A 25,053-nucleotide genomic window follows, 5' to 3' on the forward strand; every position below is an offset into this window, starting at 1 on the left:
CAATGATGGCACGTTGGTGGTTTGTTCTGGGGTTGTGTTTACCAACCTTGGCCAGTGCTTGCGATTTCGAGGACGTTAACTTTAGCGCGGAATTTGAGGGCGGTAAGCTCAGTCAATGTGAACAACTCGGTGATAAACATTATCGCCTGACGACTGTCGCTGAAAACTACCCGATTAATCCTAGCCCTTGGTATGCCTTCAAGGTGGAATCGAAAGCCGGCGCGCAAGAAATTGCGATTGAACTGGTGGCTGAGCAAGGCCGCGCCCGCTACATGCCGAAAATCAGCTTAGATGGCGACACCTGGCAAACCCTGCCTTTTACTGTGGTTGACCAGCAATTTCAATTCTCTTTGGCGCTTGGCGAACAACCACTTTATGTTGCTGGCCAAGAGTTATGGACCGGCGCTGATTATCAACAGTGGATGACCACTGACGCGCGCGCTGAACGCTTCACCACTCAGGTCATTGGCACCTCTGTGCAGGGGCGCGATATCGTCGCCATGCAAGCCGTTGCCGAAGACAACAAAGAATGGTTGTTGGTGATTGGGCGTCAGCATCCACCTGAATTAACCGGCGCAATTGGCTTACTGTCGTTCGTTGATTACTTGGCGGCCGACGGCGCGTTACAGAATGGCTTTTTTGACCGCTACAACGTGTTAGTCGTACCCATGGTCAACCCCGATGGGGTTGCCAACGGCCATTGGCGTCACAACGTCGGTGGCAAAGACCTTAATCGTGATTGGGGCGTCTTCAGCCAACCCGAAACCAAGGCAGTGATTGATTATTTGAATCAACAGCTTGGTGACGATGAACGCCTCGCCTTCGCGTTAGATTTTCACTCCACCCAACAAGATATTTTCTACACCCTAGCGCCTGATTCGGGTGCCGAACCCGTTGATTTTGTCACTCAGTGGCTCGACGCCTTGAAGGAAAGTCGCCTGAGCTCGTTTACGGTGCGCGAGCGCGCCAGCTATCGAGAAGACTCGGATGTGTTTACGCACTTTATTGGCCGCACCTACGGCGTGCATGCGGTGACCTTCGAGTTCGGTGACAACACGCCGCGCGAGCTGGTGCGCCACATCGGCCAACAAAGTGCGCACGAACTAATGCTGCTGATGAAATGACAGCAGGTATACACCCTTTTGAGCAGCTTTGCTGCCCACTCGATCAGTCGCCGTTAACTCTGGAGGGCAACGCTTGGCGCTGTTCTCAGGGACACAGCTTTGACGTCGCCAAGCAAGGCTACGTGAACCTGCTGCCGGTGCAGAACAAACGCTCGAAAGACCCCGGTGATAGTAAAGCCATGGTGCAAGCGCGCGCGGAGTTTCTGGCGCAGGGCTTTTACGCACCGATCGCCGATGCTCTAGCGACGCTTGTGCTCAATGACGATACGCAGGCGTTACTCGACGCTGGTTGTGGCGAGGGCTATTATTTGCGGCACTTGCTCGACCGCGCCGCCGACGGCGAGCGTTCGCTGCACGTAGCCGCGTTAGATATTTCGAAGTGGGCGGTGTTGGCGGCCGCGAAGCAGGACTCGCGCGTGCAATGGCTGGTCGCTTCGAATAGCCACATTCCATTACCAAGCGCCAGCATCGATACTTTGTTATGCGTGTTTGGTTTCCCCGTCGAAAGCGAGTTTGCACGGGTGCTAAAGCCTGACGGGCGCCTGCTGATGGTCGACCCTGGCAGCGAACACCTCGCTGAACTCAAGCACGTCATCTATGAGCAAGTGCACAGCAAGCCCGAGCGCCTGCCCGTAGCTGCCGACCAGTGGCGCTTAGCGTCCGAGCAGCACCTGACCTACACCTTTGACTTGCCCTCACACCAAGCCATTCAAGCTTTACTACTAATGACACCGCATTTGCATCGCGCCAGCGCGCAAGGCCGCGCCCGCGCTGAAGCTTTACAGTCACTAAGCGTAACCGTCGATGTTTGGTTGCGCGAATTCGTGCCCGCGTCGAACACCTAGTCAATAGTTGTTGCAATATAGTTAAGGGTTGCTGATAATTCTTTATAACAAATTGATAAGTTATCTATACCTCAGCTATGAGCGAGCGAAAGACGATGAACAAACTTAATGGTTTCACCCTGATAGAACTGATTGTTGTGATCGTGGTTCTAGGTATTTTGGCTGTTACCGCAGCGCCGTCATTTTTGAATTTCCGTACCGACGCGAACCGCGCGTTATTAGAGGGATTCGTCGCCTCCAGTAAAGGCGCGGTAAGCCTTGTTTATGCGAAAGCCTTGATTCAGGGTGAAGCGGAAAAAGCAAACGGCAATGTTGATCTCGACGGTGACGGTGTGGGCGACATTGACACCGTTTATGGCTACCCCACAGCCGACCGCAACACCGGCTTATCGAACGCCCTGACACTTGGCGAGGATTGGGCATGGGGCAATACTTTTGGCGGCACTGAAATGTTCTTTTCGCCCAGCCAAATTGTTGGCTTCAACGGCCCCACCAATAACAACATCCCGTTGCGCAGCCCAAATTGCTATGTCGGCTATCGCCCACCAACCACCGCTAACGAAGGGCCGGAATATACGTATTATGATTCGGGGTGTTAAGCGCGGTTAAACATTACTGCGAAGACGATGAGGACAGCAAATGACCCATAAAGCTTTCAAGATTAAAACCATGACACGATCCGAGCTGGATCTTGCCGTAGCGTGGGCGGCACAAGAAGGCTGGAACCCCGGATTGCATGATGCCGATAGTTACTACAAAGCGGACCCAAATGGATTTTTAATGGGCTATCTCGGAGACGAACCGATCGCCTGTATTTCGGTCATAAAATACGATAGTTCCTTTGGCTTTCTGGGCTTTTATATTGTGAAACCAGCGTACCGAGGTCAAGGTTATGGCATGCAAATGTGGCAGGCTGGATTGCATTATCTTGAGGGGTGTAACATCGGGCTAGATGGTGTCGTTGAGCAACAACAGAACTATAAAAAATCTGGGTTTAAATTGGCCTATGGTAATATTCGATTTACTAGCAATACCTCAGACTTTGTGCACGCCAATAAGACTTTAGACGTTGCTGAAGCGATTCATTTCGTGCCTTTAGCTGAGATTCCTTTCGCTACACTCGACGCCTATGATCGGGCCTTTTTCCCAGCAGCCCGCAGCGAATTTACCCAGCAATGGATCACCCAAAAGGACAGTCACGCGGTGGGCGTGCTACAAGAGGGGGTCTTGTCCGGTTATGGGGTGATTCGATCCACGCAAGACGGTTACAAGATCGCGCCATTGTTTGCCGATACGCCAGAGTTGGCGGAGCCATTATTTTTGCATCTAATTTCTCTGGTAGAGGATAATGCCGCCGTCTTCCTTGACGTGCCGAACGTCAATGAGGCGGCCCTCGATCTGGTGAAGCGCTTTGCGATGACGCCCTGTTTTGAAACGGCCCGCATGTATACCGGCGATGCGCCGAATTTGCCCTTGTCTAAGACCTTTGGCGTTACCTCGTTCGAAATTGGCTAAGCCTAGCCTTCCCCGTATGGTTTACTCCATGGGGTGGTAGTGCTGTGTTGCAAGCTAATTAGCTGCCGTGTCGTTGAACCAATCTAAAAAGCGATTTAATTCGCTTTCGACATGTGCTCAAAATATCTAAATGTAGGATATTAATCCTATTTATAGGATAAAAATGGGAACATAGTTCCTATGGTTGGTGTTATGTCTAAGCGTAATTTGCACAATGTTCTGTTTCCGAAGCAGCGAAAAATCCTTGCCCATTTCGGTGAAGACTTATTGTTAGCTATGAAGCGGCGTGGTTTTACTAAGAAACTAGTGTGTGAACGAACGGGCTTTGATCATAAAACCGTGAACAAAGTTTTCGCGGGAGATCCGGGTGTTGCCATAGGCACTTACTTGAAGATCATGGCTGTGCTTGGGATGGAGAGAAACTTTGCAGAGATGGCCGCTCACGACGAAGTAGGTATCAAGCTGCAAAACATGAAATTGCTGGAAGGTTCAAAATGAGCCGTGAAACCGTCGAAGTTTATGCTCACTGGTGCCCCATAGAGACTCCACTGCTTATAGGGCAACTCGCTTACAGTGAATCAAGCAGAGGCGGCGTGTTTAGTTTTGCGTACGATGAAGCATTGTTGCTGACAGACTCAGCTGCACTACTATGATGGTGAACAATCTCAGGGTGCCAGCTACTTAGAGATTGCGGAGTTTCTTTCCATCACCTGAATATTACGGATAATGATAACGCCTTAGACTACGACTTAGCCTTTGAAGTAAAGGACTTCTTTCGGCTTTCTCAAACCCAAGCCACACAAATTTACGATGAAGTGCTGAATGCGGTTAAGCAATGGCAAGCCGTTGCTAAGCGATTAGGGATCAGCCGAGCAGAGCAAGCCATGAAAGAGTCTGCGTTTAATGTTTAATGAGCTTGAAGAAGCTCTGGGGCCAACACTAGACTAATTATTAATTGATGCTGTGTTCGCGGCGGGCCTCGATTTGTGCCGCGGGTAACTCACCGTCAACAATAGGCTCAAGCGCAAACTGCACCTGAGAAATCAGCGCTTTGAATTCGGCAAGCATGGTTTTTTCGTTCACCGTTTCATTAAATACCAGCGTCACCCGCAAACTTTCAGGAAACTTCGCATAATCGACGGTGTGAGTGAGCCATTCAAAACCGCTGCAGGTGAGTTTCGCCGCTTCGCAGACCGCGGTCAGCTCACGGACGATATCACGCTCGAGTTTTTTGTCAGTTTTGAGCATTGGTGTGGCCCTTGGTGCATTACTCGATGTTCTGGATCTGAATGGATGGTGTGTACATTATTTTCTTTTAAAACAAATACTTGCTGTTTTTTAGGCTGGTCAATTTCGCATTTAGGATCCATTTTTGGATCCAGTTGGTGATGGTTAAGCGCATTCTCTTCTTCGCCTTACCTCGGGTAGTTTCTGAAAACGTGCATCATAATATTGAAAATGAGGATGACCATTTTTGAAGGTCAGCTCGAAAACAGCCAGCAAATTTGAGTAGAACGCATCTACGGATAAACTGACTGATTTATCGAAATTTTTAGAAGCAACTTTAACGAAACGCATTGCTGCAGAAAAAATAAAATGTCCTCTAACTAGCTCAAAATATGGTCGGCCAAGCTCGTTTATTTGCTGTTCCCACTGAGCGATACATTCCGGGGACACACCTAAACCCAAGTTTTCTATATGGCCGGCAATTTTTTCTTCACACAGCTCTGCGCACTTCGTTGTCTTAAAAAATCGATCGGAGTTGTCTAGTCCTACTCTCACACCAATCTCTTCAGCTTGATTTACAACATCAGTAATTAGGAGAGGCTTTAATAAATTACTTGTATCTTCAATCCATGCTCTAGTCATTTCTGTGGGCTGCTGAGCAGAAGTTAAGCGACATAAGTTTTTTATCAACCTAGTTAAGGACTCATCGGTCACTAATGAGTTTTCAATAGAATATCCTACTGTAGTGATTACATGATCTGGAAAATTCTCGTCATTTATTAAATAGTCGTAGTCAACATCCATGGCGACTAAATAGTCAGCCTCGCCCTCTGCAATTTTGTTTACATAATTTCTAAGTTGGGGCTTGCTGCCAACAGGCTCGACTTTAACTTTGTATGGATAAAGTTTCGCGAAGATAATTTCCCAAAACCCTACATCGTCCTTGCCTTCAACAAAAACCATTTTATCAACTCGATAAAATCGATTTAGCACGTTATGTGCTTGCGTCGAATATTCGAGCTCAGCCATGAATAAGGTCCTCCATGTCAAGGATCGAGCTCGAATAATATGATGCTACTTCGGGAGAATGAGTTGCGACTAACACTTGAGCATTAGGATTAATATCTCTCACTGCTGGTATGATCTTTCGCTGCCAATCTATATGAAGTGACAGTTCCGGCTCGTCAGTTAAAAAGACATGCTGCGCTTTCTTCTGCAACAACGCCTCAATAAGCAAAATGATCAACTGCTTTTCTCCAGACGACATCTTCTTGTGGTCAATTAGACCATGTTTATTCTCAATCGCCAGGCGGCCAGATACGAAGCTAAAACTCTTATCACTAATAAAATCAGAAAGCTTTTTAAGAAAAAGATCTATCGGCTTATATATCTCTTTATTATCATTCTCAGCATCTAACGACAGATCAATTATTTTTCTTGTTTTCCTCAAGGCTTCAAGAGGTTTGACATCAAGCGCTGTTCTAGCGCTATTTTTTCCTTCTCGAATACTTTTCACTGCATTATCTATAGCTTCAACATGGAACCTAATTTTTTTTCTAATTTCACTATCTACGGAGTTAAGTTGCCCATAGGCTAAAACAAGCTTTGATTGTTCCTCATCACGATCAAAGTCAATTTGCCACCCTTTCGCATTTAAATCCTCTTCACTATAAAGTACTGATGCTAAAACACTTCGTTGAAGCTTTTTAGAAACTTGTTGCGCCTTCTCTGCTAGTTCAAGTTGATAATGCGACAAAGCCCGTAATGCCTGTTCAAGACGGAAATCAACAGGTGCGACAACTCTCGAACCGTGACGATCTCTGACCTCATATTCGTCGTCATTCCTCAATCTATAGACAGATAACGACGAGATCGCTATTAAAGATTGAAGTTCGCGTTTTAGCTCTTCTGTTTCTTCAAATAAGCGCCGCCTTGCACTAAAGGTTAATCTGCGATCGTCAGATGTCGCCAGCCTTACTGTTTTAGATTTCTGATTTGATATTTGATAACTGACAACACCCTTGGCAAACTCATTCGTAAGCGCATCTCGTTTTACGGATATGGTTTTTCTGCGCTTACCATCGATAAGTACTACTTTAACCGTATCAAACTCATTCTCAGCCAAACCCTCTATATCAACCGTAAGGACTGAATGAAGGATATTCATAAATGTAGTTTTACCTGTCCCATTACGGCCAATTATTATATTTACATCGCCGTTAAATGAGGCACTCGCCTTTGAACGCCCCCAAAAGCCGGTAATGTCTACTCTATCTATTTTATACATATTCTAATCCTTGCCCTTAACCATCAAATTGGTACAAATTTTCATACCAATTGGGACAACATTAATGTCGCACCGCTGAAAACACCCAATAATGCAGCTATCAAAGCAATAAATTTCGCAATACGACTCTCGAGTAATTGGTCCACAAAAACACCGATACTGTTCGACTTAGTTTTCAGCTTACCAGATATTAGCCGATTGATGACTTTCCGATAAAATCCAACCTTACAGAGAGTTGAGCCGTGCATCCTCATGTATTCACCGGCTGAGAAAGCCTCTACCTCTTCGGCTCCTGTTAAAAAATGTCGGTGCCGTCCACCATTCAATTCCATTAGGTTTATAAGCTGTGGATGAGGTACGTAGTCACTACCGTATCTTAATCGAAGCATGTCACTCAAATTAATCCTTCGCTCTACAGGAATGACTGCTAAATCAGCACCAGTCAGAACACGGTAACGGTGTTGCAGATGCTCAAAGCCATAAGTAAGGTTCCGCATGTTCCAATGAACCCAGTACTTATCTCGCCTGTCCCTTATGAACTCATTAAACGCTCGAAGAAGCACCGTTTCAACTTCATCCATACGCCCCTTGACATCGTCTCTCACTATTCTCAACTCTTCGGCTACAGCATGCATTGAAAAGCTCACCGTTTGGTCGGTCGACAAGTGCTGCACAGCTATTGATGTAATGCGAGGGGACAGACCTTCATTCTCATCATTTAGACTCTGGCACGAGTAATGAATGATATAAAAATTTTCAGGATGCCTTTTAACACCACTAATGAACTCTTTGTATGTTGAGATCGTCACTATTTATGACCTTCCATGTTACGACCCCAAACATCTTGATATGGGGAGGTTAAAATTGAAGCGCGTAGACTTCCTATCTGCATAAGGTATCAACACCTTAAATCTGCCCACCAACTCCTTTAAACTTTTCAACAAACGCAGAAATCTTCTGAAACACCGTTTGCTTCTTGGTTCGGTATTCTGGGTTCAACGGGCTTAACTTCGGTAGTGTTGAGTTGAGTTCGGTGCCGTTTTCGCTGGCGTATTCGCGGCGCAATGAAGCGGCGATGTAGCGTTTGGCCGCGTCTTCATTTAGGTTTTCTGAACGAATGAGCTCTTCGGCTTCGCGCTGTTGCTCGGCTTGAGCGAACTTGAAGAACTCATCGATAATGCCTGCTTTATCTGGCATTTCATCTAAGTCGGTTTGGTTAATGAAGTCGACAATTAGGCTTTCTTTGGCGCGGTTACCAAGGCTTGCTCGAATCAGACGGCGAACTTCTTCAATTAAATCGCCTTTGCTTTTGTTTTTCTTGTTCTGCTCGAATATCAGTTCAAGAATGTAATCGAGGTTAATTTCCTGCGACTTCAGCAAGTCGATTTCAAACTCAATATCGTCCCAGTCGATTGTTGACTGTGCTTGGTCCTCGGCTGATTTCTCGCGGCGTATCCAGTCGCGAATATCGTTATAGGTCGAGCGATAATCCTGCACTTTACGCTCAGGTGGTATGCGAATGGTTTGTAACGTCGCAATATCGTCGTCGCTTAAGTGATGCTCAATCTTGAACGCTTCAACAGCTTCCGCATCGCTCGTATCAATGGTCTGCAACGCTTTTAAGCTGGCAAATTCATCGTAGTTTTGCAGGATGTTTTCAACACGCAAATACTCACCAAATAACTTGGCGAAGTCTTTCTTGTCTTTCTCGAGTTCAATTTCATCAGGGTTAGGAAAACGCTGCTCAAGTTCGGAAACCACTTCCATGAAACCACGCCGTGCTTGCCCGGTTACGAGGTCAGTGAAGCCTTCCATGTACTCTTTATAGCTCTTCTCGAGCACCACGTTCTTGGTATTCTTATCACCAAATAAAGTGATGGCATCAATCGTCGCTTTCTCTAAATCACGGAAAGTCACGATATTGCCGAATGTCTTGGTGGCATCGTAAATACGGTTGGTGCGCGAATACGCTTGAATAAGTCCGTGGTAACGCAGGTTCTTATCCACAAACAGCGTGTTCAATGTCGGCGCATCAAACCCAGTAAGGAACATACCCACCACAATTAGCAAATCAATTTCTTGGCTTTTCACGCGCTTGGCGAGATCGCGGTAATAGTTTTGAAAGCCGTTACTGTCCACACCGTAGTTGGATTGAAACATAGCGTTGTAATCAGCAATCGCTGCGCTTAGAAACTCCTTACCGCTGCTATTCATGGCAGAAACTTCAAAGCTTTCATCCGGTATCTCACCGATGGAATCTTGCTCTTCATTCGCGGCGAACGAGAAAATGGTTGCGACACGCAAAGGCCGCTCGGCATCTTGTTGCAGTCGTTTAAACGCCTCGTAGTAGGCTTTTGCGGCATCAACGCTGCTGACCGCGAACATAGCATTAAAGCCTCGCCCGCCAGCCTTCATTCGGTGCGTTTTTTGGCGGAAGTGAGTCAAAATGTATTGGGTGATTTCCCGAATACGTTCTGGGTGTAGTAACGCTTGTTTGTTCTCTGCGGCACTGAGTTTTTTCTCGTCCTGCTCGGTCTCAATTTGACGGAACTGGGGTCGTACGTCGTTGTAATCCACCTTAAACTTCAGGACTTTTTCATCGCGAATGGCATCAGTGATCACGTACGAATGCAGTTCCCGACCAAACACGCTAGCGGTCGTCTCAGCGCCTAATGCATTCTGTGGAAATATCGGCGTTCCGGTGAAACCAAACTGATAATAGCGCTTAAATTTCTTTTGTAAGTTCTTCTGCGCTTCACCAAACTGGCTGCGGTGGCATTCGTCAAAAATAAACACCACCTGCTGACGATAAACCGGTAAGTCACGCTCGGTTTTCATCAGGTTATTCAGTTTCTGAATGGTGGTCACAATGATTTTGTTGTCATCCAAACTCAAATTGCGCTTAAGCCCTGCGGTGCTGTCTGAGCCATTCACACTGTCTGGCGAGAAGCGTTGGTATTCCTTCATGGTTTGGTAATCAAGGTCTTTGCGGTCCACCACAAAGAATACTTTGTCCACAAACTCAAGCTCGGTCGCTAAGCGTGCTGCTTTAAAGCTGGTTAATGTTTTCCCTGATCCGGTGGTGTGCCAAATATAGCCGCCAGCATCGGTTGAACTCCATTGCTTTGCCTGAAACGCGCTCTTAATCTTCCACAAGATGCGTTCAGTAGCGGCAATTTGATAGGGCCGCATCACCAGCAGGGTATCGCTGACATCAAACACCGAGAAGTGCAGTAATACTTTGAGCAACGTTTCTTTTTGAAAGAAGGTCGCAGTGAAGTCTTTAAGGTCTTTTATCAAGCCGTTGTCAGATTTCGCCCAGTTCATGGTGAAATCGAAGGTGTTCTTGTTACGCTTCACGGTGTTAGCAAAGTAGCGCGTGTCGGTACCGTTTGAAATGACAAACAGCTGCAAATACTTAAACAGCGAGCTTTCTGCATTGAAGCTCTCTTTGCTGTAGCGGTGCACTTGGTTAAAGGCTTCGCGAATGGCTACACCGCGTTTTTTCAGTTCAATTTGAACCAGTGGCAGGCCGTTCACCAGAATGGTTACGTCGTAACGATTCGCGTGCGAACCCGTTTGTTCAAACTGTTTGATCACCTGCACTTTGTTGCGCGCAATATTCTTTTTATCGACCAGGTAAATGTTTTGAATGCGACCATCATCAAAAACAAAATCTTCAATGTAATCGTCATGAATTTTGCGAGTTTTGTCGGTGATGCTGTCGCTGGGCCTATCAAGGTAGGTTTCAACAAAGCGCGCCCACTCGCCGTCTGATAACGCAACGTTATTCAACGCTTGTAACTGCACGCGCACGTTGGCAAGCATGGCAATAGGGTTATTCAGGCTAGGCACATACTCATAGCCCTGATTCGCTAAATCTTGGATCAGTTCGCGCTCTAAATCACTCTCGCTTTGGTAGCTTTCAGCAACTTCATATTGCTTGGTGTACTTATCTAAAACGATAAAGTGTTTCGATTCAGCTATGGGTTTGTAGGTGGTCATTCCTTTGTATCCTTTTTCTGCAACAGCCTTTTCACTTCGCAACTATTTTTATTGTTATCGAACTGTTTCCAAATTAGAAAGAGTTGCCTCAACTATCCGATTTCAGCAATATAAAGTGCTCAACCAAACGAATCATTAGTTCTTTCTGGTCGGGTAAGCTTTCAGCAACTAATAATGCCAGCGCAACCAGCGTATTGTCGTTTATCAGTTGTTCAACAGGCTTTGCCAATAGGTGCTGATTCACTCGCAAATACCATAAAAACAAAAATGACCCCGTGCGTTTATTACCATCGGCAAACGGGTGATTCTTAATTACAAAATAAAGCAGATGCGCTGCACGGCTGGCAACATTTGGGTAAAACAATTCATCGGCAAAACCTTGCTCGATGGTTGCCAACGCTGAGGTTAAGCCATCACCTCGCAGTTGACCAAATAATTCAGTAGCCTCACCTTTTTCAATAAGCATCTTTTTAAGTTCGGCAATCGCGACAAGTACATCGTCTAGCTCAAGCGCCAGCATGTTATTTTGCTTGTTCGTTAGTGAGATTAAGCTTTGTTCATCATAACCCTGTAACAGGCTCCAACTGCGCGCATAGTCATTAATAACAGCAAGTACAGCCTCGCCTTCATCACTCACCAATTGCTGGTTAGCCAGTGTGCGAGAGAGCAGAGCAGTTGCTTGTTCGAACTCAACACCTCGCTCTTGCAACCGGCGCTGGTTTAGCGTGTAGCCTTCAATCAAGTGTTGCTTTAATGTTCGCGTGGCCCATTGCCGGAATTGCGTTGCGCGCGCTGAATTCACACGATAACCCACGGAAATAATGGCATCGAGATTGTAGAGCTTGCGCTTCCGTTTAACTTCTCGTGCACCTTCCATTTGAACTTGTAAGGAATCCTTACAAGTTGCCGATTCTTGTAGCTCGCCGTCGGCAAATACGTTTTTCAGGTGCATGGTGATGTTTTGCGGCTTAACTTCGAACAGCTCAGCTATTTGAGCTTGTGTTAACCATACTGTTTCATCATCAAGCTCAACTTTCAGTTCAAGCTTGCCATTATCGGTTTGGTAAATCTCAATATTGCTGGTCATTGGGAACTCCTTTTCCTTGTTATTGTTAAACTTTGAACTACCCAGAAATCCTTGGTAGTTAACATTGAAAACTCGTATGCACGCAACTTTGCACAATTACCTATCGCTTGGCGAAAAGCACCTAAGAAGATGGTATCCCCAAGCATTTTCCACATTTTAAGCTACCTGCTCATCTGGTTTCGGAAAACTTAGCAGCAAATCACGATAGTACTCGTACTGCTTTTCCCGTAACTCGATTTCGCGGGGGAGGCCTTCGGTTATAGAGTTGGTTAGAGCGTCGAATTTGTCGAGTGTCGCGACAACACGAGTCTGCTTTTCGGTATTTACAATTGGAATTGGTATTGACTTAATCGCTTTCAAACTCAAAGTTTTTTGGTTTCCGCCACCGACGTTTTTCTCTATAAAGCTCTGCCCGATCGCAGATACCAAAATATGGAAAAGATATTTGCTATTAATTTTAGGTTGGATAACCACTGTGTTTTGCCCCATACAAACAGAGTTATCCGAGGGAATGATTCCAACATTCCCATAAGAACCAACTCGAGACATAACCAAATCAAGTTTCTGTGGGCGGTATTTTTTTGTGAAATTGTTAAAAACATCTTCACTAACTTTCAATGTGGTGTTCAAGTTGACAAAACCACCTTTGATATCCGTGACTCGAACCATACTTAAACCAGTTTCCGAATATTGAGGGGTTTGATGTAAAGAATCAAAAACATTCGCCACTTCACCCAAAGACTTCCACTCCACCTCGCCATCTTCAAAGCTGAGCAATTTATCGCGGTAGTAGTTGTATTGTTTTTTGCGCGCGGTAAGCTCGGCGGTAAGCTCGGCGGTAAGGGAGGTAAATGCGTCTAAAATTCGGACGATTTCCGCTTGGATTTGCAGCGACTTTTCTGGGTTTTCAGGGCATGGGACTGGGATTGTTATATCGACCAATTTACCTTTGGTCAGCTTAGCTCGTCCTCCACCAGATAAAAACGGGATGAAGTTAACAGTACAAAGAAAGTGATATAAAAAACGTGTATTCACCCCTGATTTACCTCGGACAACATGGACGTGATTGTTAGCCCAAAATTTTCCAGTAACATGCTGAACCGAGTAGTTCTCAAGACTTGCTGAGCCATCTTCGGCAATCAAGACGAATTCACCGTCATGAGTATGACCCTCAACATAGTCTTGAATGTTGTTAGCGCCATAGTAAGGGATCGAACCAGGCGCGCGTAGAGACGCTTTGACCGGTTTCCTCCCACTATTGGCTATTTCAAAAAACTGAATATCACCTAGTGTCTTCCAAGCGACGTCAATATCACCAAGTAGCTTCTCCAGATAGCTTATTGCTTTCATGCCTGAGTCCCTTCAATATCCGCCACAATCGCATCAATATCCGCACGCAACTGGTCAATCTTGGCAACGGTGGTTTTCAGCTCAGCGTTGAGCTCTGTAATGTCGATAACTTCGCGATTGTCTTTGGCTTCGACATAGCTGCTGACAGAAAGGTTGTACTCACTTCCAGAAACCTTCTCAAATGGTACCGACTTGGCAAAGTGCTCAACATCCTCTTTGCTTTCGAACGCCTTCATAATCTGCTCGATGTGCTCATCGGTCAGTACGTTGTTATTGGTTTCTTTCTTGAACAAGTTACTTGCGTCAATAAACTGCGTGGTGGTGTCTTGCTTATGCTTGGAGAGCACCAAAATATTTACGGCAATCGTAGTGCCAAAGAACAAGTTTGGCGCTAATGAAATCACGGTTTCAACGTAGTTGTTATCCACTAAGTACTTACGGATTTTCTGCTCGGTACCACCGCGATAGAAAATACCGGGGAAACAAACTATGGCTGCACGGCCTTTGCTTGAAAGATAACTGAGTGCGTGCAGCACGAAGGCGAAGTCAGCTTTTGATTTAGGCGCAAGTACGCCTGCTGGGGCAAAACGCTCGTCGTTAATCAGGGTGGGGTCATCGCTACCAATCCACTTCACCGAGTAGGGTGGGTTAGAAACAATGGCATCAAACGGCTTGTCGTCCAAAAAGTGTGGATTAGTGAGCGTGTTTCCTAACTGGATATTGAACTTGTCGTAGTTGATGTTGTGTAGGAACATGTTCATACGCGCAAGGTTGTAAGTGGTGTGGTTAATCTCCTGTCCGAAATAACCATCTTCAATATTATGAAGGTTTAGATGCTTTCTCGCCTGCATCAGCAGAGAACCCGAACCAGCTGCCGGGTCATAGATTTTATTGATGCTGGTTTGCCCATGAATGGCCAGTAACGCAATAAGCTTTGATACATGTTGCGGCGTGAAAAACTCGCCACCTGATTTCCCGGCATTCGCTGCATAGTTTGAAATAAGAAACTCATAAGCGTCGCCGAAAAGGTCGATTTGGTTGTCTTCGAAGTTACCGAAGTCTAACCCGGCTACGCCCTTTAATACCGCCGCTAAACGTAGGTTTTTGTCTTTTACGGTATTACCCAATCGGTTGCTGGTGGTGTCGAAGTCTGCGAACAGGCCTTTAATGTCGTCTTCCGATGCATAGCCGTTGGCTGAATTTTCAATTTCACCAAAGATGCGGGCAAGGTCGGTGTTCAAGCTCTCGTTATTGTTCGCGGTTTTGGCCACGTTCGCAAATAACTGACTTGGGTAAATGAAATAGCCTTTGGTTTTTATGGCATCGTCTTTAATGTCGTCAGTAATCACTGAGTCATCAAGCGATGCATAGTTAATGCTTTCGTCACCGGCTTCAATGTAGCTAGCGAAGTTTTCGCTGATAAAGCGATAGAACAAGGTACCGAGTACATACTGCTTAAAATCCCAGCCGTCTACTGAGCCACGAACGTCGTTGGCAATCTGCCAAATTTGGCGCTGAAGCGCGGCGCGCTGTTGGGTACTTGTCATTTTTATATCCCTGCCTTAATCCATTTTGAGCGTGTTATTAATATGCTTTAAAAGATACCACAATCTTGCGGCAAGGGCTGTCACACGAAAATTCAATTTTCAGACTTAGGAACCTGAGTTATTGGGGCGATGTCTTAGGCAAGAGATAGGTGTTTATTGCTAGCTAGACCCGCACTAGAAGTGCGGGCTACGTGAGGACATGTTTACCGATGTGCTTCGACTTGGAACATCATTCGATATTTTGAATTTGCTCCCGCATTTGCTCAATCAGCACCTTCAACTCCACAGCCGCATTCGTAATGTCGGTGTTAATCGACTTCGAGCCGAGGGTGTTCGCTTCGCGGTTGAATTCTTGCATCATAAAGTCGAGGCGGCGGCCGCAGGCTCCGCCTTTGCGCAGGATTTTGCGGGTTTCGACGACGTGGGTGTCGAGGCGGTCGAGTTCTTCGGCGACGTCGGTTTTTTGCGCCAGCATGACCATTTCTGATTCTAAGCGCTGTGGGTCGAGTTCGACGCGCGCTTCGGCCAAACGTGTGAGTAAGCGCTCACGTTGCCATTCAAGTACTTCTGGCATGCGTTTGCGTACGATTGAAACTTGATCGGAAACGCCTTCGAGACGTTCTTCAATCAAACGCTCGAGTGCTTTACCTTCGCTTTGGCGGTTGCTGACAAACTCAGCAACGGCGGCATCAAACGCAGCTGCGACGTCATTTTGGATGGCGTCCATGTCGGCTTCGTCTTGCGCGACCACACCTGGCCAGCGCAGCACATCTAACGGGTTCAGCTGCGCGGAAGCGCTTTGGTTGGCAATCCAATTGGCGCTTGAGATCACGCTTTTCGCCAGCTCTTCATTCAGCTGCAAACCGCCTTCGGTTTGCTCGTTGAAGCTCACCCGCAGATTCGATTCGACTTTGCCGCGCTGCAATTGCTTGCGCAGCTTTTCGCGCAGCATGTTCTCCATGCCACGAAACTGCTCCGGCATACGGAAGAAGGTTTCCAAAAAGCGCTGGTTTACCGAACGCAGCTCCCACGTAATGGTGCCCCACTCAGCTTTGTGTTCGAGGCGTGCGTAACCGGTCATACTTTGAATCATGTGAAAATCCTTAAAAGCTCAACTGCACGCAGTTTAGCACTATCAATATACAAAGCCCATCTGCACGTTGTGCACTTGGCACTCAGTGCCGCTGCGCGCGAAGCGTGATTGCGCGTCCACTTGAATCAAGAGTTGTGCGTCGTCGAAGCTTTCACGGATCTGTTCGGCGCCGCTACACACGCGTTTCAGCAGTTCAATGGCAGTGCGGTCACGCAGGAAATCAGCGCTGTCATCGCTTGGTACAGTGTGTCCGTCGGTGGCGAACACCACCTCATCGAGGCCGCTGCGGCTAAGTGTGCCGGTCGCACCTGAGCTCAAATAGGATACGGTGGCGGCAACGGCAGTGTCAGCTGCGGTGGCTCCTTCGATGAAGAAAACACCGCGCTCGCCCACAACTTCGAATGCCCCGTTACGAACATTTACGGCCAGTGCGGTCGTTTCGTCGACGCCTACCGCAAAAGGTGTTTTGGTGTCAGCTGCCAAGCGCATCAATCGTGCTTGTCGGCCGCGCTCCGAAAAATGCGTATCTAAAATGCCTGCGGCAAAAGTTGCCAAGCCACCGAGGGCATCATAGGTCAAGCTGTCGGAACTGACCCCACGCAAGCAGGTGCCGTCGCGCTCGCAGCCGACTTGTGGCGCAGGCGCAGCAACGGCACCATCAAGGAGCGCGGCGCGACTACTGCCGTTGCTGATCATCGGCTGCGGCGACTGTACTGCCGTTCCAGCACTGGTGCCGCCTAGCACCAAAGTGCTCGCGGCTAAGCGCTGCTGAATCAATTCGAGTTCGGACGTTGGTTCACCATTCGGTTGGCGAAACGCCTGCACCGTCAGGCTTTGGTCGCCACCATTTAAAAACAAACCGTCGGCCCATTCGAGTAATTCGCGGGCAGCTTCAGAGTCTTGGCAAAACGCCAGCTGCTCCCGATGTTTCGCGGGATAGACCCGTGCGCGTTGATGGCTCCCTAACACTTCAGCACGATAGCTTTCCAGGCGCTTGCACTGGTCAGCGGTCTGCGCTGAGCGAATTGCGGCGTCGAGCGGTAACCAACGCACTTCGACATCGACCGCAGCACCGGCTTGGCGAAATACGGCGAGATAAAAGTCGACCGCATCGAACGGATCGCGAGACGATGCAGTACTAATGAGAATCCGCGGACCGCGAGACGTCGCGCCTCGTTCCTTGGCGGCTGCTGCGGCCATCGCCACAAAGCGCTGATAAATAGCACGGCTGTAGGCATTCTCGGTCGCTGCAAAATTAACCTGCTCAGGCAGCGTCACCGGTACTTGTAAATGGTCGATAATGCGGTACCACTCGGCATCTGATAATTCGCGGTAAAGTTCTTCATCGGCGGCGCGAAAGGCATCGGCAAACGCCGAACTCGACATTGATAACTTGCTGCTATCGTCGCGAATTGTGTTGATAATTTTCTTGACTTTGTCGCGAACACTCGAACGCATCACGGGCCATAAATCATCGCTAAACAGCGGTTCAATGGTTTTTTCATCGAGGGTGACGCGGTTGCCGGTACGCATGGTTTCAGCGTCTACCCAGGCAGCGTCAGAACAGTTGCGCGGCGCCATGCTGGAGCAGGTTTTGAGCGCACCGCCAGCAAGTAGCAACTGGTGCTCAACTTCAGCTTCGTTTGCCGAAACGTAACTAACCGATTGAAGTAACGTGAAAAAGATAACTATTGACCGAAACATGTGATTCCCCTAGATTGACAGCCGCAAAACCTAATGCTAAAAATTTAAACAGTCAAATTTTTTGCAATCATCACCAACCACAACTACGGAGGCCGACAGTGTTAAAAAAAGCAGCTCGCTTGAACACCTATCACTACCGTAGCTTTTACCTCTCCGAATGGTGGGACGAATAGCGTTCCGCAGCGTGAGCAACGTCTAGTTCGCTCGCGAATCTCTATTTAATTCAAATAATTAGTGCGTTGAAGGCTCCTGCAAAGGTCCCTCTAGCTGTACGCACGTCAAGCACAACCAGAACAACAAAATTTGACATCCCCGGGGGATCATTATGTCTAAATGGAACCTACTGTTAGCTCCAATCGTGGGCTTTGCACTTTCACCTGTAGCGCTTGCGATGCAAGACACCAGCGCTGCCAACGAAACCACCGAGAACGAAGACGTTGAGAAAATCTCCGTCACCGGCTCGCAAATTAAAGGCGTTGACCTTGAAGGCGCTCAGCCGCTCACCATTATCGATGCTGAAGAGATTGCCAATACACCAGCCGATACGCTAAGCGAGCTGCTCAAATACACTGCGCAAACGCGCGGTGGCACCGGCAGCTTTAACACCAGCAGTAGCGGTGCCTTGCAGGCTGACTCACCCGTCGGTCAAGCGGCCGCAAGTCTGCGTGGCTTGGGCGCTTCATCGACGCTCACTCTCGTCAACGGCCGCCGCATTAGCGCGAGCTCGTTCGCCAATAACTTTGAGAATTTTGTCGATATCAACAGCATTCCACTCGCGGCTATTGAACGCGTCGAGATTCTCGCCAATGGCGCATCAGCGACCTATGGTGCGGATGCCATTGCTGGGGTTATCAATTACATTCTGAAGAAAGATTACGAAGGTGCCGAAATCAATCTCGGCTACGGTAATTCCGAGGCATCTTCGAGTGACGATAAGATCAATTTAAACATCGTTGCCGGCAAGAACTTCAGCAACGGTGCCAACTTGACGGGCTACCTTGACTACTACAAGCGCAACGCCCTGTACGATCGCGACCGTGAACAAACCGCTTACAGCTTCTTCCCCAGCCAACAAGGCATTTACCCAAGCTTTAACACACCGTTTTTTGACGACATTGACTACGTTGAAGCGAGTTGTCCAGACCCGCTGCGCTACGACGGTCGCGAAGGCTTCCCGACGAGCTCGTTCGGTGAGTACTGCGAGTACAATCAAAACGCCTATTTGCCAACCTATGCCGGACTCGAACAAGTGGGTGCGGGCGTAAATCTCAATGTCCCGGTCGGTACCATGAACTGGTTCACCGAGGTGATGGTGTCGCAAACCAAGTCGACCAGTAACTCCACCGCCGCGCCGTTTAGCGGCTATGCCGTCGCGTACGATCACCCAGATTTTCCTGACGAACTCAAGGCGCGTTACGACGCACTCTATGCCGATCTAGGCTTTGCGCCTGACTCAACCTTGTCACTGTGGGGCCGCTTCCCAGAAGGGCGCACGCTCAGTAATACCACCGATGCTTTCCGGGTGGTTTCAGGCTTGAATGGCTACTTTGGCATGTGGGACTGGGAAGCCGCCATCAGCTACTCACAAAGCAAATCGGAACAGCGTGGCGAAGCAGGCATTATCAATGAAGCACAATTTGAAGCCGCGCTATTGGGCGAACTCTGTGCCGACGGTAGCACCAACTGTAGTCCTGATGAGGGTGGCTTGTGGTACAACCCATTCGGCGGCCAAACTGGCAACGATGACGTGTTGGCATTGATTGAAGAACAAGTGCCACGTAACGGCGAATCCACGCTACTGGGCTTCGACTATAAGATGTCTGGTGAACTGTTCGAAGTCACGCACGGCATGGTTTCAGCAGCCTTTGGCGCCGAGTTCCGGCGCGAAGAGATCACCGACCGTCCAGATCCAATTGCCCGCGGTACTTTCGAAAATAACTATGACCCAGGTGTGATTGGTTTTGGCTCAACCGGTGCCGAAGCAGAGCGCGACCAATGGGCGCTTTACAGTGAATTCTTTATTCCACTATTGCCGGATGTCGACTTACAGCTCGCGGGTCGCTATGACCATTACGACGACTTCGGTGGTGACTTCAATCCCAAGGCGACCGTACGTTACACGGCAACCGATGCGCTGATTTTCCGCGCCTCGTGGGCCGAATCATTCCGTGCACCATCGCTTTCACAAGTAGGTGCCGAAGTAACCTTGAGTTCCTTCGCGCTCGATTGTAAGTCAGAGTTTATCGGTAATTACTGTTTTGAAGGCGATGTCGAAAACACCTTCTTAAGTAAAATCTTCGGTAACGATGACCTCGAGGCCGAAACCTCAACCTCGTACAACGCCGGTTTCGCGTGGAGCTACAGTGACGATGCGACACTGACGTTCGACTACTGGAATTTCGAACACGACAATATTGTCGGTATTGACGGTGAATTCCTGTTGCGCCGCAGTATCAACGACCCAAGTTTGCGCTTCTGTGGTGAGTTACCAGCCACTATTACCGAAGGTATCGGCTTTGAAGAATGCGAAAACGGCGTGGGCGTGATCACCAGTCGTCTGGCGGGTGATGTGCATTTGCAGCTACAAAACCTTGGTATTCAAGAGACTGATGGCTTCGACATCACCTATACACATTATTTCGACCTTGCCGATGCCGGCTCACTGCGCTGGACCTTCGATGCAACACACGTGTTGAACTTTGATCGACAAAAATCAGTGGAGTCCGAAGTAGAAAGACTGGCCGGTGATTGGCGTTATCCCGACACTTTACTGTCATCGCGTTTAAGTTGGAGCGGCGATGCTTGGTTCGGTGGGCTTTCTGCGCAGTACACTTCGGGCTATAAAGACAACATCGAAGGTCTCAACAGCGACGAACTCGAACGGTTAGGCATTCGTGCAGGTCGTGAAATCCCGAGCTGGACTAAAGTGAACGCGAACCTTGGTTACGAAGTGAATCGTGATTTAACCTTACGCTTGGTAATTGAAAACCTTTTCGATCGTGAGGCACCAACTGCCTATGGCACCGGTGCAAATGTCGACCATTACAATCACGATACGATGGGTCGTTACTTCCGTGTTAGTGCAACCTATCGTTTCTAAGCCATTGGAATTACGACAATGAGTCAAGTACAACCGCGCGTCAGAATGCCTGACGCGCTGGTCATTTTATTTTTTATTACGCTAATTGCTGGCTTAGTCGCTTGGTGGGTTCCCGCTGGGAGCTTTACCACCGAAAAAGTCGGTGAGCGTGAAGTGGTCATTGCCGATAGCTTCGAGTATCGCAGTGACGGCTTTGCACGTCCGCTGTTTGCCGAAGGTGGCGAGATGGGCTTGGCTAACGCACCCTTTGAGGGGCTGGTCGCCGGCAGCAAATGGGGTTCAGCGGTCGGTGTTATCGCCTTTATTTTGTTGGTCGGCGGCTCATTCGGCATGATCCTACGCACCAAAGCTATCGAAAATGGCATTCTTGCGCTCATCCAACGTACGCAAAAACTCGACCAAGTGTTCCTCGTGTTGATGTTTCTGCTGTTTTCGTTGGGCGGTGCCATTTTTGGCATGGGCGAAGAAGCCATCGCCTTTTGTTTGGTGCTACTACCGGTGCTACGCACTTTAGGCTATGACGCCGTCACCACAGTTTTGATCACCTATGTTGCCACGCAAATTGGTTTTGCGACGTCCTGGATGAATCCATTCAGTGTTGCTATTGCCCAGGGTATTGCCGATGTACCTCTGTTGTCTGGTGCTGGCTACCGTGGCCTGTTGTGGGTGGTGTTCACCGGCTTTGGTCTGTTCTTCACCTTGCGCTACGCTAAACGAATTCGGGTTCCTGCTGAGCAACCTCAGCGGGCCGCCGATGGCGCTTTAGCCAATCCATACAACGGCGTTGATTCGGCCATTCTCTGTGCCTTTGTTGCAGGCTTAGTTTGGGTGATTTGGGGCGTGACCACACGGGCTTACTACATTCCCGAAATTGCGACCCAGTTCTTGGTCATGGGGCTGGTCTGCGGGATTATCGCCTTGATCGGTCGTCGTTTGACCGCCAACGACTTAGCCGATGCTTTTAAAGAGGGCGCCAAAGACTTACTGCCAGCCGCCCTCATCGTTGGTTTTGCCAAAGGTTTAGTGCTGTTACTAGGCGGCGACGACCCTACCGCACCGTCGGTACTCAATACTATCTTGCATCATGCCTCGGGCTTCATTGGCGACTTTTCTACTGCAGTATCTGCGGTGTTAATGTTGGTGTTTCAGTCGGTATTTAACTTCTTTATCGCCTCAGGTTCTGGACAAGCGGCACTGACCATGCCGTTGATGGCACCATTAGCCGATCTCGTCGGCGTCACGCGGCAAGTCGCGGTTTTGGCGTTCCAATTGGGGGACGGCTTGACCAATATCATCATTCCCACTTCCGCCTCGCTGATTGGTTGTCTAGGTGCGGTGAAACTCGATTGGGGCGATTGGGTGCGCACTATCTGGCGTTTTCAACTAGGGCTGTTACTGTTATCAGTTCTCGCCATGTTAATTGCAGTTTGGATAGGATTTAATTAATGAGCTTAACGCTGATCAAAAATGCTGAAGTGTACTGTCCTGAACCCTTAGGGCGCGTCAACGTGTTGCTGGCTGGTGGTAAAATTGCCGCAATCGGTGCCGACCTTGAGCTGCACGGTACCGCGTTACCGCTCACGGTCATTGATGCCGAAGGGTTGCTGTTGGTGCCAGGCTTTGTCGACCCGCTGGTGCACATCAACGGTGGTGGTGGCGAGGGTGGCTTCCACACCCGTACGCCCGCCATGCGTCTGCAAGACGCAAGTATCGCTGGCGTGACAACGGTGATCTCAGCACTCGGCACCGATGCCACCACCCGCACCCTGACTGATATGTTAGCGAAAGCCTGCGCGCTCGAAACCGAAGGACTTAGCAGCTATTGTTACACCGGTTCGTACGAACTCCCAGCACGTACTATTACTGGCTCAGTGCGGGACGATATTATCCTGATCGACAAGTTTATTGGCGTTGGCGAAGTGGCGATCGCCGATCACCGCTCTTCACAACCCACCGCCACTGAACTCGCGAAACTTGCGGCTGATGCTCACGTCGGCGGCATGCTTGCCGGCAAAAGCGGCATCACTTTTGTGCATGTGGGTGATGGTGCCGATCAACTCGGTCTGATTGAGCAAGCCGTGGCGCAGCATGACGTCCGCTTACGCCAATTTTATCCAACCCACATCAACCGCTCCCGCGCCTTGCTTGAACATGGCATTCGGCTGGCGCAACAGGGCATGACCATCGACTTCACTACCTCGACCAATCCGGAGTTGCTCGCCTTAGGCGAAATTAGTGCGGCCGAGAGTTTACGCGAGGCGCTGGCTGCCGGTGTTGCCGATACCCAACTGAGTTTCAGTTCGGACGGTCATGCGAGTCTACCGGAATTTGATGCTTCAGGGCGTTTAGTTGGGCTGCAAGTAGGTCGTATCGCCAGCTTACACGAAGCCGCACAAGAGGCGCTTGCGCTCGGCGTGCCACTACCATCGGTGCTGCGCGCCATCAGTGGCAACGCCGCGCGAACTCTCGGCCTCGGCCAAAAAGGCAAGATTAGCGTCGGTGCTGATGCCGATCTCGTGCTCACCAGCCACGATTTTGCCATTCGCCACGTTTGGGCCCGCGGCCGCCAGTTGGTGCAAGACGGCGAATGCATCGTCCACAGCCATTTTTAATCGCTCGCTAACGGAAGCAAGTTTTTGCGCTCAGGTTTTGCTATAATCGGCGACCATTCTTAAGCACAAGTAAGCACAAACAGGAGCCAGCCCATGCGTCCAAGTGGTCGTACTGCCCAACAGATTCGTCCGGTGACCATTACCCGTAACTACACGCGCCACGCTGAAGGTTCAGTGTTGATTGAGTTCGGTGACACTAAGGTGCTGTGTACGGCGAGTGTCGATCGCAATGTGCCGCGCTTCTTAAAGGGCAAAGGCCAAGGCTGGGTCACTGCGGAATACGGCATGCTGCCACGCTCAACACACACCCGCATGGATCGTGAAGCAGCACGTGGCAAACAAGGTGGACGCACGGTTGAGATTCAACGTTTGATTGGTCGTTCGTTGCGCGCTTGCGTTGATTTAGCGGCGCTGGGCGAGAACACCATCACTATCGACTGTGACGTGTTGCAAGCCGATGGCGGTACGCGCACTGCTTCGATTACCGGTGCTTGTGTGGCGTTAGTCGATGCGCTGAACTGGATGCGCAAAGAAGGCTTGGTGAAAACCAATCCATTGAAGGGTTTGGTGGCAGCGATTTCGGTCGGCATGTACAACGGCCACCCGGTTGCTGACCTTGATTATCCAGAAGATTCAAAAGCGGAAACCGACATGAACGTGGTCATGACGGAAGCCGGCAAGCTGATCGAGGTACAGGGCACCGCTGAAGGTGAGCCTTTCTCGTTCGAAGAGATGAACGAGATGCTTGGTCTCGCGCGCCATGCCATCCGGGAGCTCATGGATTTACAAAAACAAGCGTTAGCATAAGCAACATAGGTGATGTGGTGATTTGGACCCGTACTAGAAGTACGGGCTACAAATTGCGAATCACGAATCACGAATAACGGTGTCTTCATGAAACAGTATCAACAAGATTTCATTAGCTTTGCCATCAGCCGAGGCGTGCTTAAATTCGGCGAATTCACCTTAAAATCAGGCCGCACCAGCCCGTATTTCTTCAATGCTGGTTTGTTCAATCATGGTGCTGATTTAGCCAAGCTCGGCCGCTTCTATGCCGCCGCTTTGCAAGACAGCGCGGTGAGCTACGATGTGCTCTTTGGTCCAGCGTACAAAGGCATTCCGATTGCCACTGCCGCGGCCATTGCGCTGTACGACACTTATCAAAAAGACGTGCCGTACTGCTTCAACCGCAAAGAGAAAAAAGACCACGGCGAAGGCGGCAATTTAGTCGGCTCAGCGCTGCAAGGTAAGGTCATGTTGGTTGACGATGTCATTACTGCTGGCACAGCGATTCGGGAATCGATGGAAATTGTGCAAGCCAACAATGCCGAGCTGGCGGGCGTCTTGATTGCCCTCGACCGCCAAGAAAAAGGTCAGGGTGAGCTCAGCGCAATCCAAGAAGTGGAAAAAGACTTTGGTACGCAGGTAATTAGCATCGTCAAACTCAACGATGTGATTGAATACTTAAAAGATAGTCCCGAGTTGGCTGAGCACCTTGAGGCTGTAACGGCGTACCGCGCAAAATACGGCGTCATCTGACGCCGTAATGCCAGCTAC

At 48.9% G+C, this 25,053-nt stretch carries 20 protein-coding genes and 1 pseudogene; 11 read left to right on the top strand and 10 right to left on the bottom strand.

The genetic code is table 11. The features are described from left to right. Nucleotides 1-2: 2 nt before the first annotated feature. From ACJ8W9_RS10690 to ACJ8W9_RS10715, 6 genes and pseudogenes are all read left to right on the top strand, one after another. Nucleotides 3-1,124, top strand: coding sequence for a M14 family metallopeptidase (locus tag ACJ8W9_RS10690; protein WP_411359444.1), 1,122 nt, complete (start codon nt 3-5; stop codon nt 1,122-1,124). Then, nucleotides 1,121-1,969 (top strand): putative RNA methyltransferase, encoded by an 849-nt coding sequence (locus ACJ8W9_RS10695; protein WP_411359443.1) that lies wholly within the window; start codon nt 1,121-1,123, stop codon nt 1,967-1,969. Before ACJ8W9_RS10690 ends, ACJ8W9_RS10695 begins: the two co-directional genes overlap by 4 nt. A 95-nt stretch (nt 1,970-2,064) precedes the next feature. Then, nucleotides 2,065-2,568, top strand: coding sequence for a type II secretion system protein (locus ACJ8W9_RS10700; RefSeq protein ID WP_411359442.1), 504 nt, complete (start codon nt 2,065-2,067; stop codon nt 2,566-2,568). A gap of 40 nt (nt 2,569-2,608) precedes the next feature. Continuing rightward, nucleotides 2,609-3,484 carry a GNAT family N-acetyltransferase gene (locus ACJ8W9_RS10705; protein WP_411361053.1) on the top strand — a complete coding sequence of 292 codons (876 nt, stop codon included), beginning with the start codon at nt 2,609-2,611 and terminating at the stop codon, nt 3,482-3,484. Nucleotides 3,485-3,676: 192 nt separating this feature from the next. Then, a complete protein-coding gene (locus ACJ8W9_RS10710; RefSeq protein ID WP_411359440.1) occupies nt 3,677-3,982 on the top strand; it encodes a transcriptional regulator in 306 nt (101 codons plus the stop codon). 135 nt (nt 3,983-4,117) lie between these two features. Next, nucleotides 4,118-4,395, top strand: a pseudogene (locus ACJ8W9_RS10715) (hypothetical protein); the annotation flags it as partial. 40 nt (nt 4,396-4,435) lie between these two features. On the opposite strand, the gene ACJ8W9_RS10720 reads toward ACJ8W9_RS10715, so the two are convergent. The 10 genes from ACJ8W9_RS10720 to ACJ8W9_RS10765 all read right to left on the bottom strand — a co-directional run bounded on the left by ACJ8W9_RS10720 (nt 4,436) and on the right by ACJ8W9_RS10765 (nt 17,784). Then, entirely contained in the window at nt 4,436-4,732 is a 297-nt protein-coding gene (locus tag ACJ8W9_RS10720; protein ID WP_411361054.1) for a hypothetical protein, read from the bottom strand. A 144-nt stretch (nt 4,733-4,876) separates the two neighbouring features. Further along, nucleotides 4,877-5,740: a DUF4435 domain-containing protein gene (locus tag ACJ8W9_RS10725; protein WP_411361055.1), complete on the bottom strand. Its 864-nt coding sequence runs from the start codon at nt 5,738-5,740 to the stop codon at nt 4,877-4,879. Beyond that, nucleotides 5,733-6,998 (bottom strand): AAA family ATPase, encoded by a 1,266-nt coding sequence (locus tag ACJ8W9_RS10730; RefSeq protein ID WP_411361056.1) that lies wholly within the window; start codon nt 6,996-6,998, stop codon nt 5,733-5,735. Before ACJ8W9_RS10730 ends, ACJ8W9_RS10725 begins: the two co-directional genes overlap by 8 nt. Before the next feature lie 41 nt (nt 6,999-7,039). After that, nucleotides 7,040-7,807, bottom strand: a complete 768-nt coding sequence (locus ACJ8W9_RS10735) for a hypothetical protein (protein WP_411361057.1) — start codon at nt 7,805-7,807, stop codon at nt 7,040-7,042. Between the two features lie 97 nt (nt 7,808-7,904). Continuing rightward, on the bottom strand, nt 7,905-11,003 hold the full coding sequence (locus ACJ8W9_RS10740; protein WP_411361058.1) for a type I restriction endonuclease subunit R: 3,099 nt from the start codon (nt 11,001-11,003) through the stop codon (nt 7,905-7,907). An 88-nt stretch (nt 11,004-11,091) separates the two neighbouring features. Then, nucleotides 11,092-12,090 (bottom strand): RhuM family protein, encoded by a 999-nt coding sequence (gene rhuM / locus ACJ8W9_RS10745; protein WP_411361059.1) that lies wholly within the window; start codon nt 12,088-12,090, stop codon nt 11,092-11,094. Nucleotides 12,091-12,246: 156 nt separating this feature from the next. Then, nucleotides 12,247-13,440 carry a restriction endonuclease subunit S gene (locus ACJ8W9_RS10750; protein WP_411361060.1) on the bottom strand — a complete coding sequence of 398 codons (1,194 nt, stop codon included), beginning with the start codon at nt 13,438-13,440 and terminating at the stop codon, nt 12,247-12,249. Then, the gene (locus ACJ8W9_RS10755; protein ID WP_411361061.1) at nt 13,437-14,987 is read right to left on the bottom strand and encodes a type I restriction-modification system subunit M; all 1,551 of its coding nucleotides are present in this window, start codon (nt 14,985-14,987) and stop codon (nt 13,437-13,439) included. Before ACJ8W9_RS10755 ends, ACJ8W9_RS10750 begins: the two co-directional genes overlap by 4 nt. A gap of 229 nt (nt 14,988-15,216) precedes the next feature. Continuing rightward, nucleotides 15,217-16,080: a YicC/YloC family endoribonuclease gene (locus tag ACJ8W9_RS10760; protein WP_411361062.1), complete on the bottom strand. Its 864-nt coding sequence runs from the start codon at nt 16,078-16,080 to the stop codon at nt 15,217-15,219. 42 nt (nt 16,081-16,122) lie between these two features. Beyond that, entirely contained in the window at nt 16,123-17,784 is a 1,662-nt protein-coding gene (locus ACJ8W9_RS10765) for a cyanophycinase (RefSeq protein ID WP_411361063.1), read from the bottom strand. 325 nt (nt 17,785-18,109) lie between these two features. Here ACJ8W9_RS10765 and ACJ8W9_RS10770 point away from each other — a divergent pair, with 325 nt between their 5' ends. The 5 genes from ACJ8W9_RS10770 (at nt 18,110) to pyrE (ending at nt 25,035) form a co-directional block, all read left to right on the top strand. Beyond that, nucleotides 18,110-20,884 (top strand): TonB-dependent receptor domain-containing protein, encoded by a 2,775-nt coding sequence (locus ACJ8W9_RS10770; protein ID WP_411361064.1) that lies wholly within the window; start codon nt 18,110-18,112, stop codon nt 20,882-20,884. Nucleotides 20,885-20,902: 18 nt separating this feature from the next. Continuing rightward, on the top strand, nt 20,903-22,330 hold the full coding sequence (yfcC, locus tag ACJ8W9_RS10775) for a putative basic amino acid antiporter YfcC (RefSeq protein WP_411361065.1): 1,428 nt from the start codon (nt 20,903-20,905) through the stop codon (nt 22,328-22,330). Further along, nucleotides 22,330-23,496: a beta-aspartyl-peptidase gene (iadA, locus tag ACJ8W9_RS10780; RefSeq protein WP_411359432.1), complete on the top strand. Its 1,167-nt coding sequence runs from the start codon at nt 22,330-22,332 to the stop codon at nt 23,494-23,496. Before yfcC ends, iadA begins: the two co-directional genes overlap by 1 nt. A gap of 93 nt (nt 23,497-23,589) precedes the next feature. Continuing rightward, on the top strand, nt 23,590-24,303 hold the full coding sequence (gene rph / locus ACJ8W9_RS10785; protein ID WP_034730541.1) for a ribonuclease PH: 714 nt from the start codon (nt 23,590-23,592) through the stop codon (nt 24,301-24,303). Nucleotides 24,304-24,390: 87 nt separating this feature from the next. Continuing rightward, nucleotides 24,391-25,035: an orotate phosphoribosyltransferase gene (pyrE, locus tag ACJ8W9_RS10790; RefSeq protein WP_411361066.1), complete on the top strand. Its 645-nt coding sequence runs from the start codon at nt 24,391-24,393 to the stop codon at nt 25,033-25,035. Nucleotides 25,036-25,053 lie beyond the last annotated feature (18 nt).

This window comes from Pseudidiomarina salilacus (assembly GCF_047323925.1).
Lineage (GTDB): Bacteria > Pseudomonadota > Gammaproteobacteria > Enterobacterales > Alteromonadaceae > Pseudidiomarina > Pseudidiomarina salilacus.

Excerpts from the sequence above, each read along its gene's own strand:
- ACJ8W9_RS10710 (WP_411359440.1), top strand. The coding sequence starts at position 3,677 with ATGTCTAAGCGTAATTTGCACAATGTTCTGTTTCCGAAGCAGCGAAAA.
- rph (WP_034730541.1), top strand. The coding sequence starts at position 23,590 with ATGCGTCCAAGTGGTCGTACTGCCCAACAGATTCGTCCGGTGACCATT.
- ACJ8W9_RS10705 (WP_411361053.1), top strand. The coding sequence starts at position 2,609 with ATGACCCATAAAGCTTTCAAGATTAAAACCATGACACGATCCGAGCTG.
- pyrE (WP_411361066.1), top strand. The coding sequence starts at position 24,391 with ATGAAACAGTATCAACAAGATTTCATTAGCTTTGCCATCAGCCGAGGC.
- rhuM (WP_411361059.1), bottom strand. The coding sequence starts at position 12,090 with ATGACCAGCAATATTGAGATTTACCAAACCGATAATGGCAAGCTTGAA.
- ACJ8W9_RS10755 (WP_411361061.1), bottom strand. The coding sequence starts at position 14,987 with ATGACAAGTACCCAACAGCGCGCCGCGCTTCAGCGCCAAATTTGGCAG.
- iadA (WP_411359432.1), top strand. The coding sequence starts at position 22,330 with ATGAGCTTAACGCTGATCAAAAATGCTGAAGTGTACTGTCCTGAACCC.
- ACJ8W9_RS10725 (WP_411361055.1), bottom strand. The coding sequence starts at position 5,740 with ATGGCTGAGCTCGAATATTCGACGCAAGCACATAACGTGCTAAATCGA.
- ACJ8W9_RS10765 (WP_411361063.1), bottom strand. The coding sequence starts at position 17,784 with ATGTTTCGGTCAATAGTTATCTTTTTCACGTTACTTCAATCGGTTAGT.
- ACJ8W9_RS10730 (WP_411361056.1), bottom strand. The coding sequence starts at position 6,998 with ATGTATAAAATAGATAGAGTAGACATTACCGGCTTTTGGGGGCGTTCA.
- ACJ8W9_RS10690 (WP_411359444.1), top strand. The coding sequence starts at position 3 with ATGATGGCACGTTGGTGGTTTGTTCTGGGGTTGTGTTTACCAACCTTG.
- ACJ8W9_RS10750 (WP_411361060.1), bottom strand. The coding sequence starts at position 13,440 with ATGAAAGCAATAAGCTATCTGGAGAAGCTACTTGGTGATATTGACGTC.
- ACJ8W9_RS10760 (WP_411361062.1), bottom strand. The coding sequence starts at position 16,080 with ATGATTCAAAGTATGACCGGTTACGCACGCCTCGAACACAAAGCTGAG.
- yfcC (WP_411361065.1), top strand. The coding sequence starts at position 20,903 with ATGAGTCAAGTACAACCGCGCGTCAGAATGCCTGACGCGCTGGTCATT.
- ACJ8W9_RS10770 (WP_411361064.1), top strand. The coding sequence starts at position 18,110 with ATGTCTAAATGGAACCTACTGTTAGCTCCAATCGTGGGCTTTGCACTT.
- ACJ8W9_RS10700 (WP_411359442.1), top strand. The coding sequence starts at position 2,065 with ATGAACAAACTTAATGGTTTCACCCTGATAGAACTGATTGTTGTGATC.
- ACJ8W9_RS10720 (WP_411361054.1), bottom strand. The coding sequence starts at position 4,732 with ATGCTCAAAACTGACAAAAAACTCGAGCGTGATATCGTCCGTGAGCTG.
- ACJ8W9_RS10740 (WP_411361058.1), bottom strand. The coding sequence starts at position 11,003 with ATGACCACCTACAAACCCATAGCTGAATCGAAACACTTTATCGTTTTA.
- ACJ8W9_RS10695 (WP_411359443.1), top strand. The coding sequence starts at position 1,121 with ATGACAGCAGGTATACACCCTTTTGAGCAGCTTTGCTGCCCACTCGAT.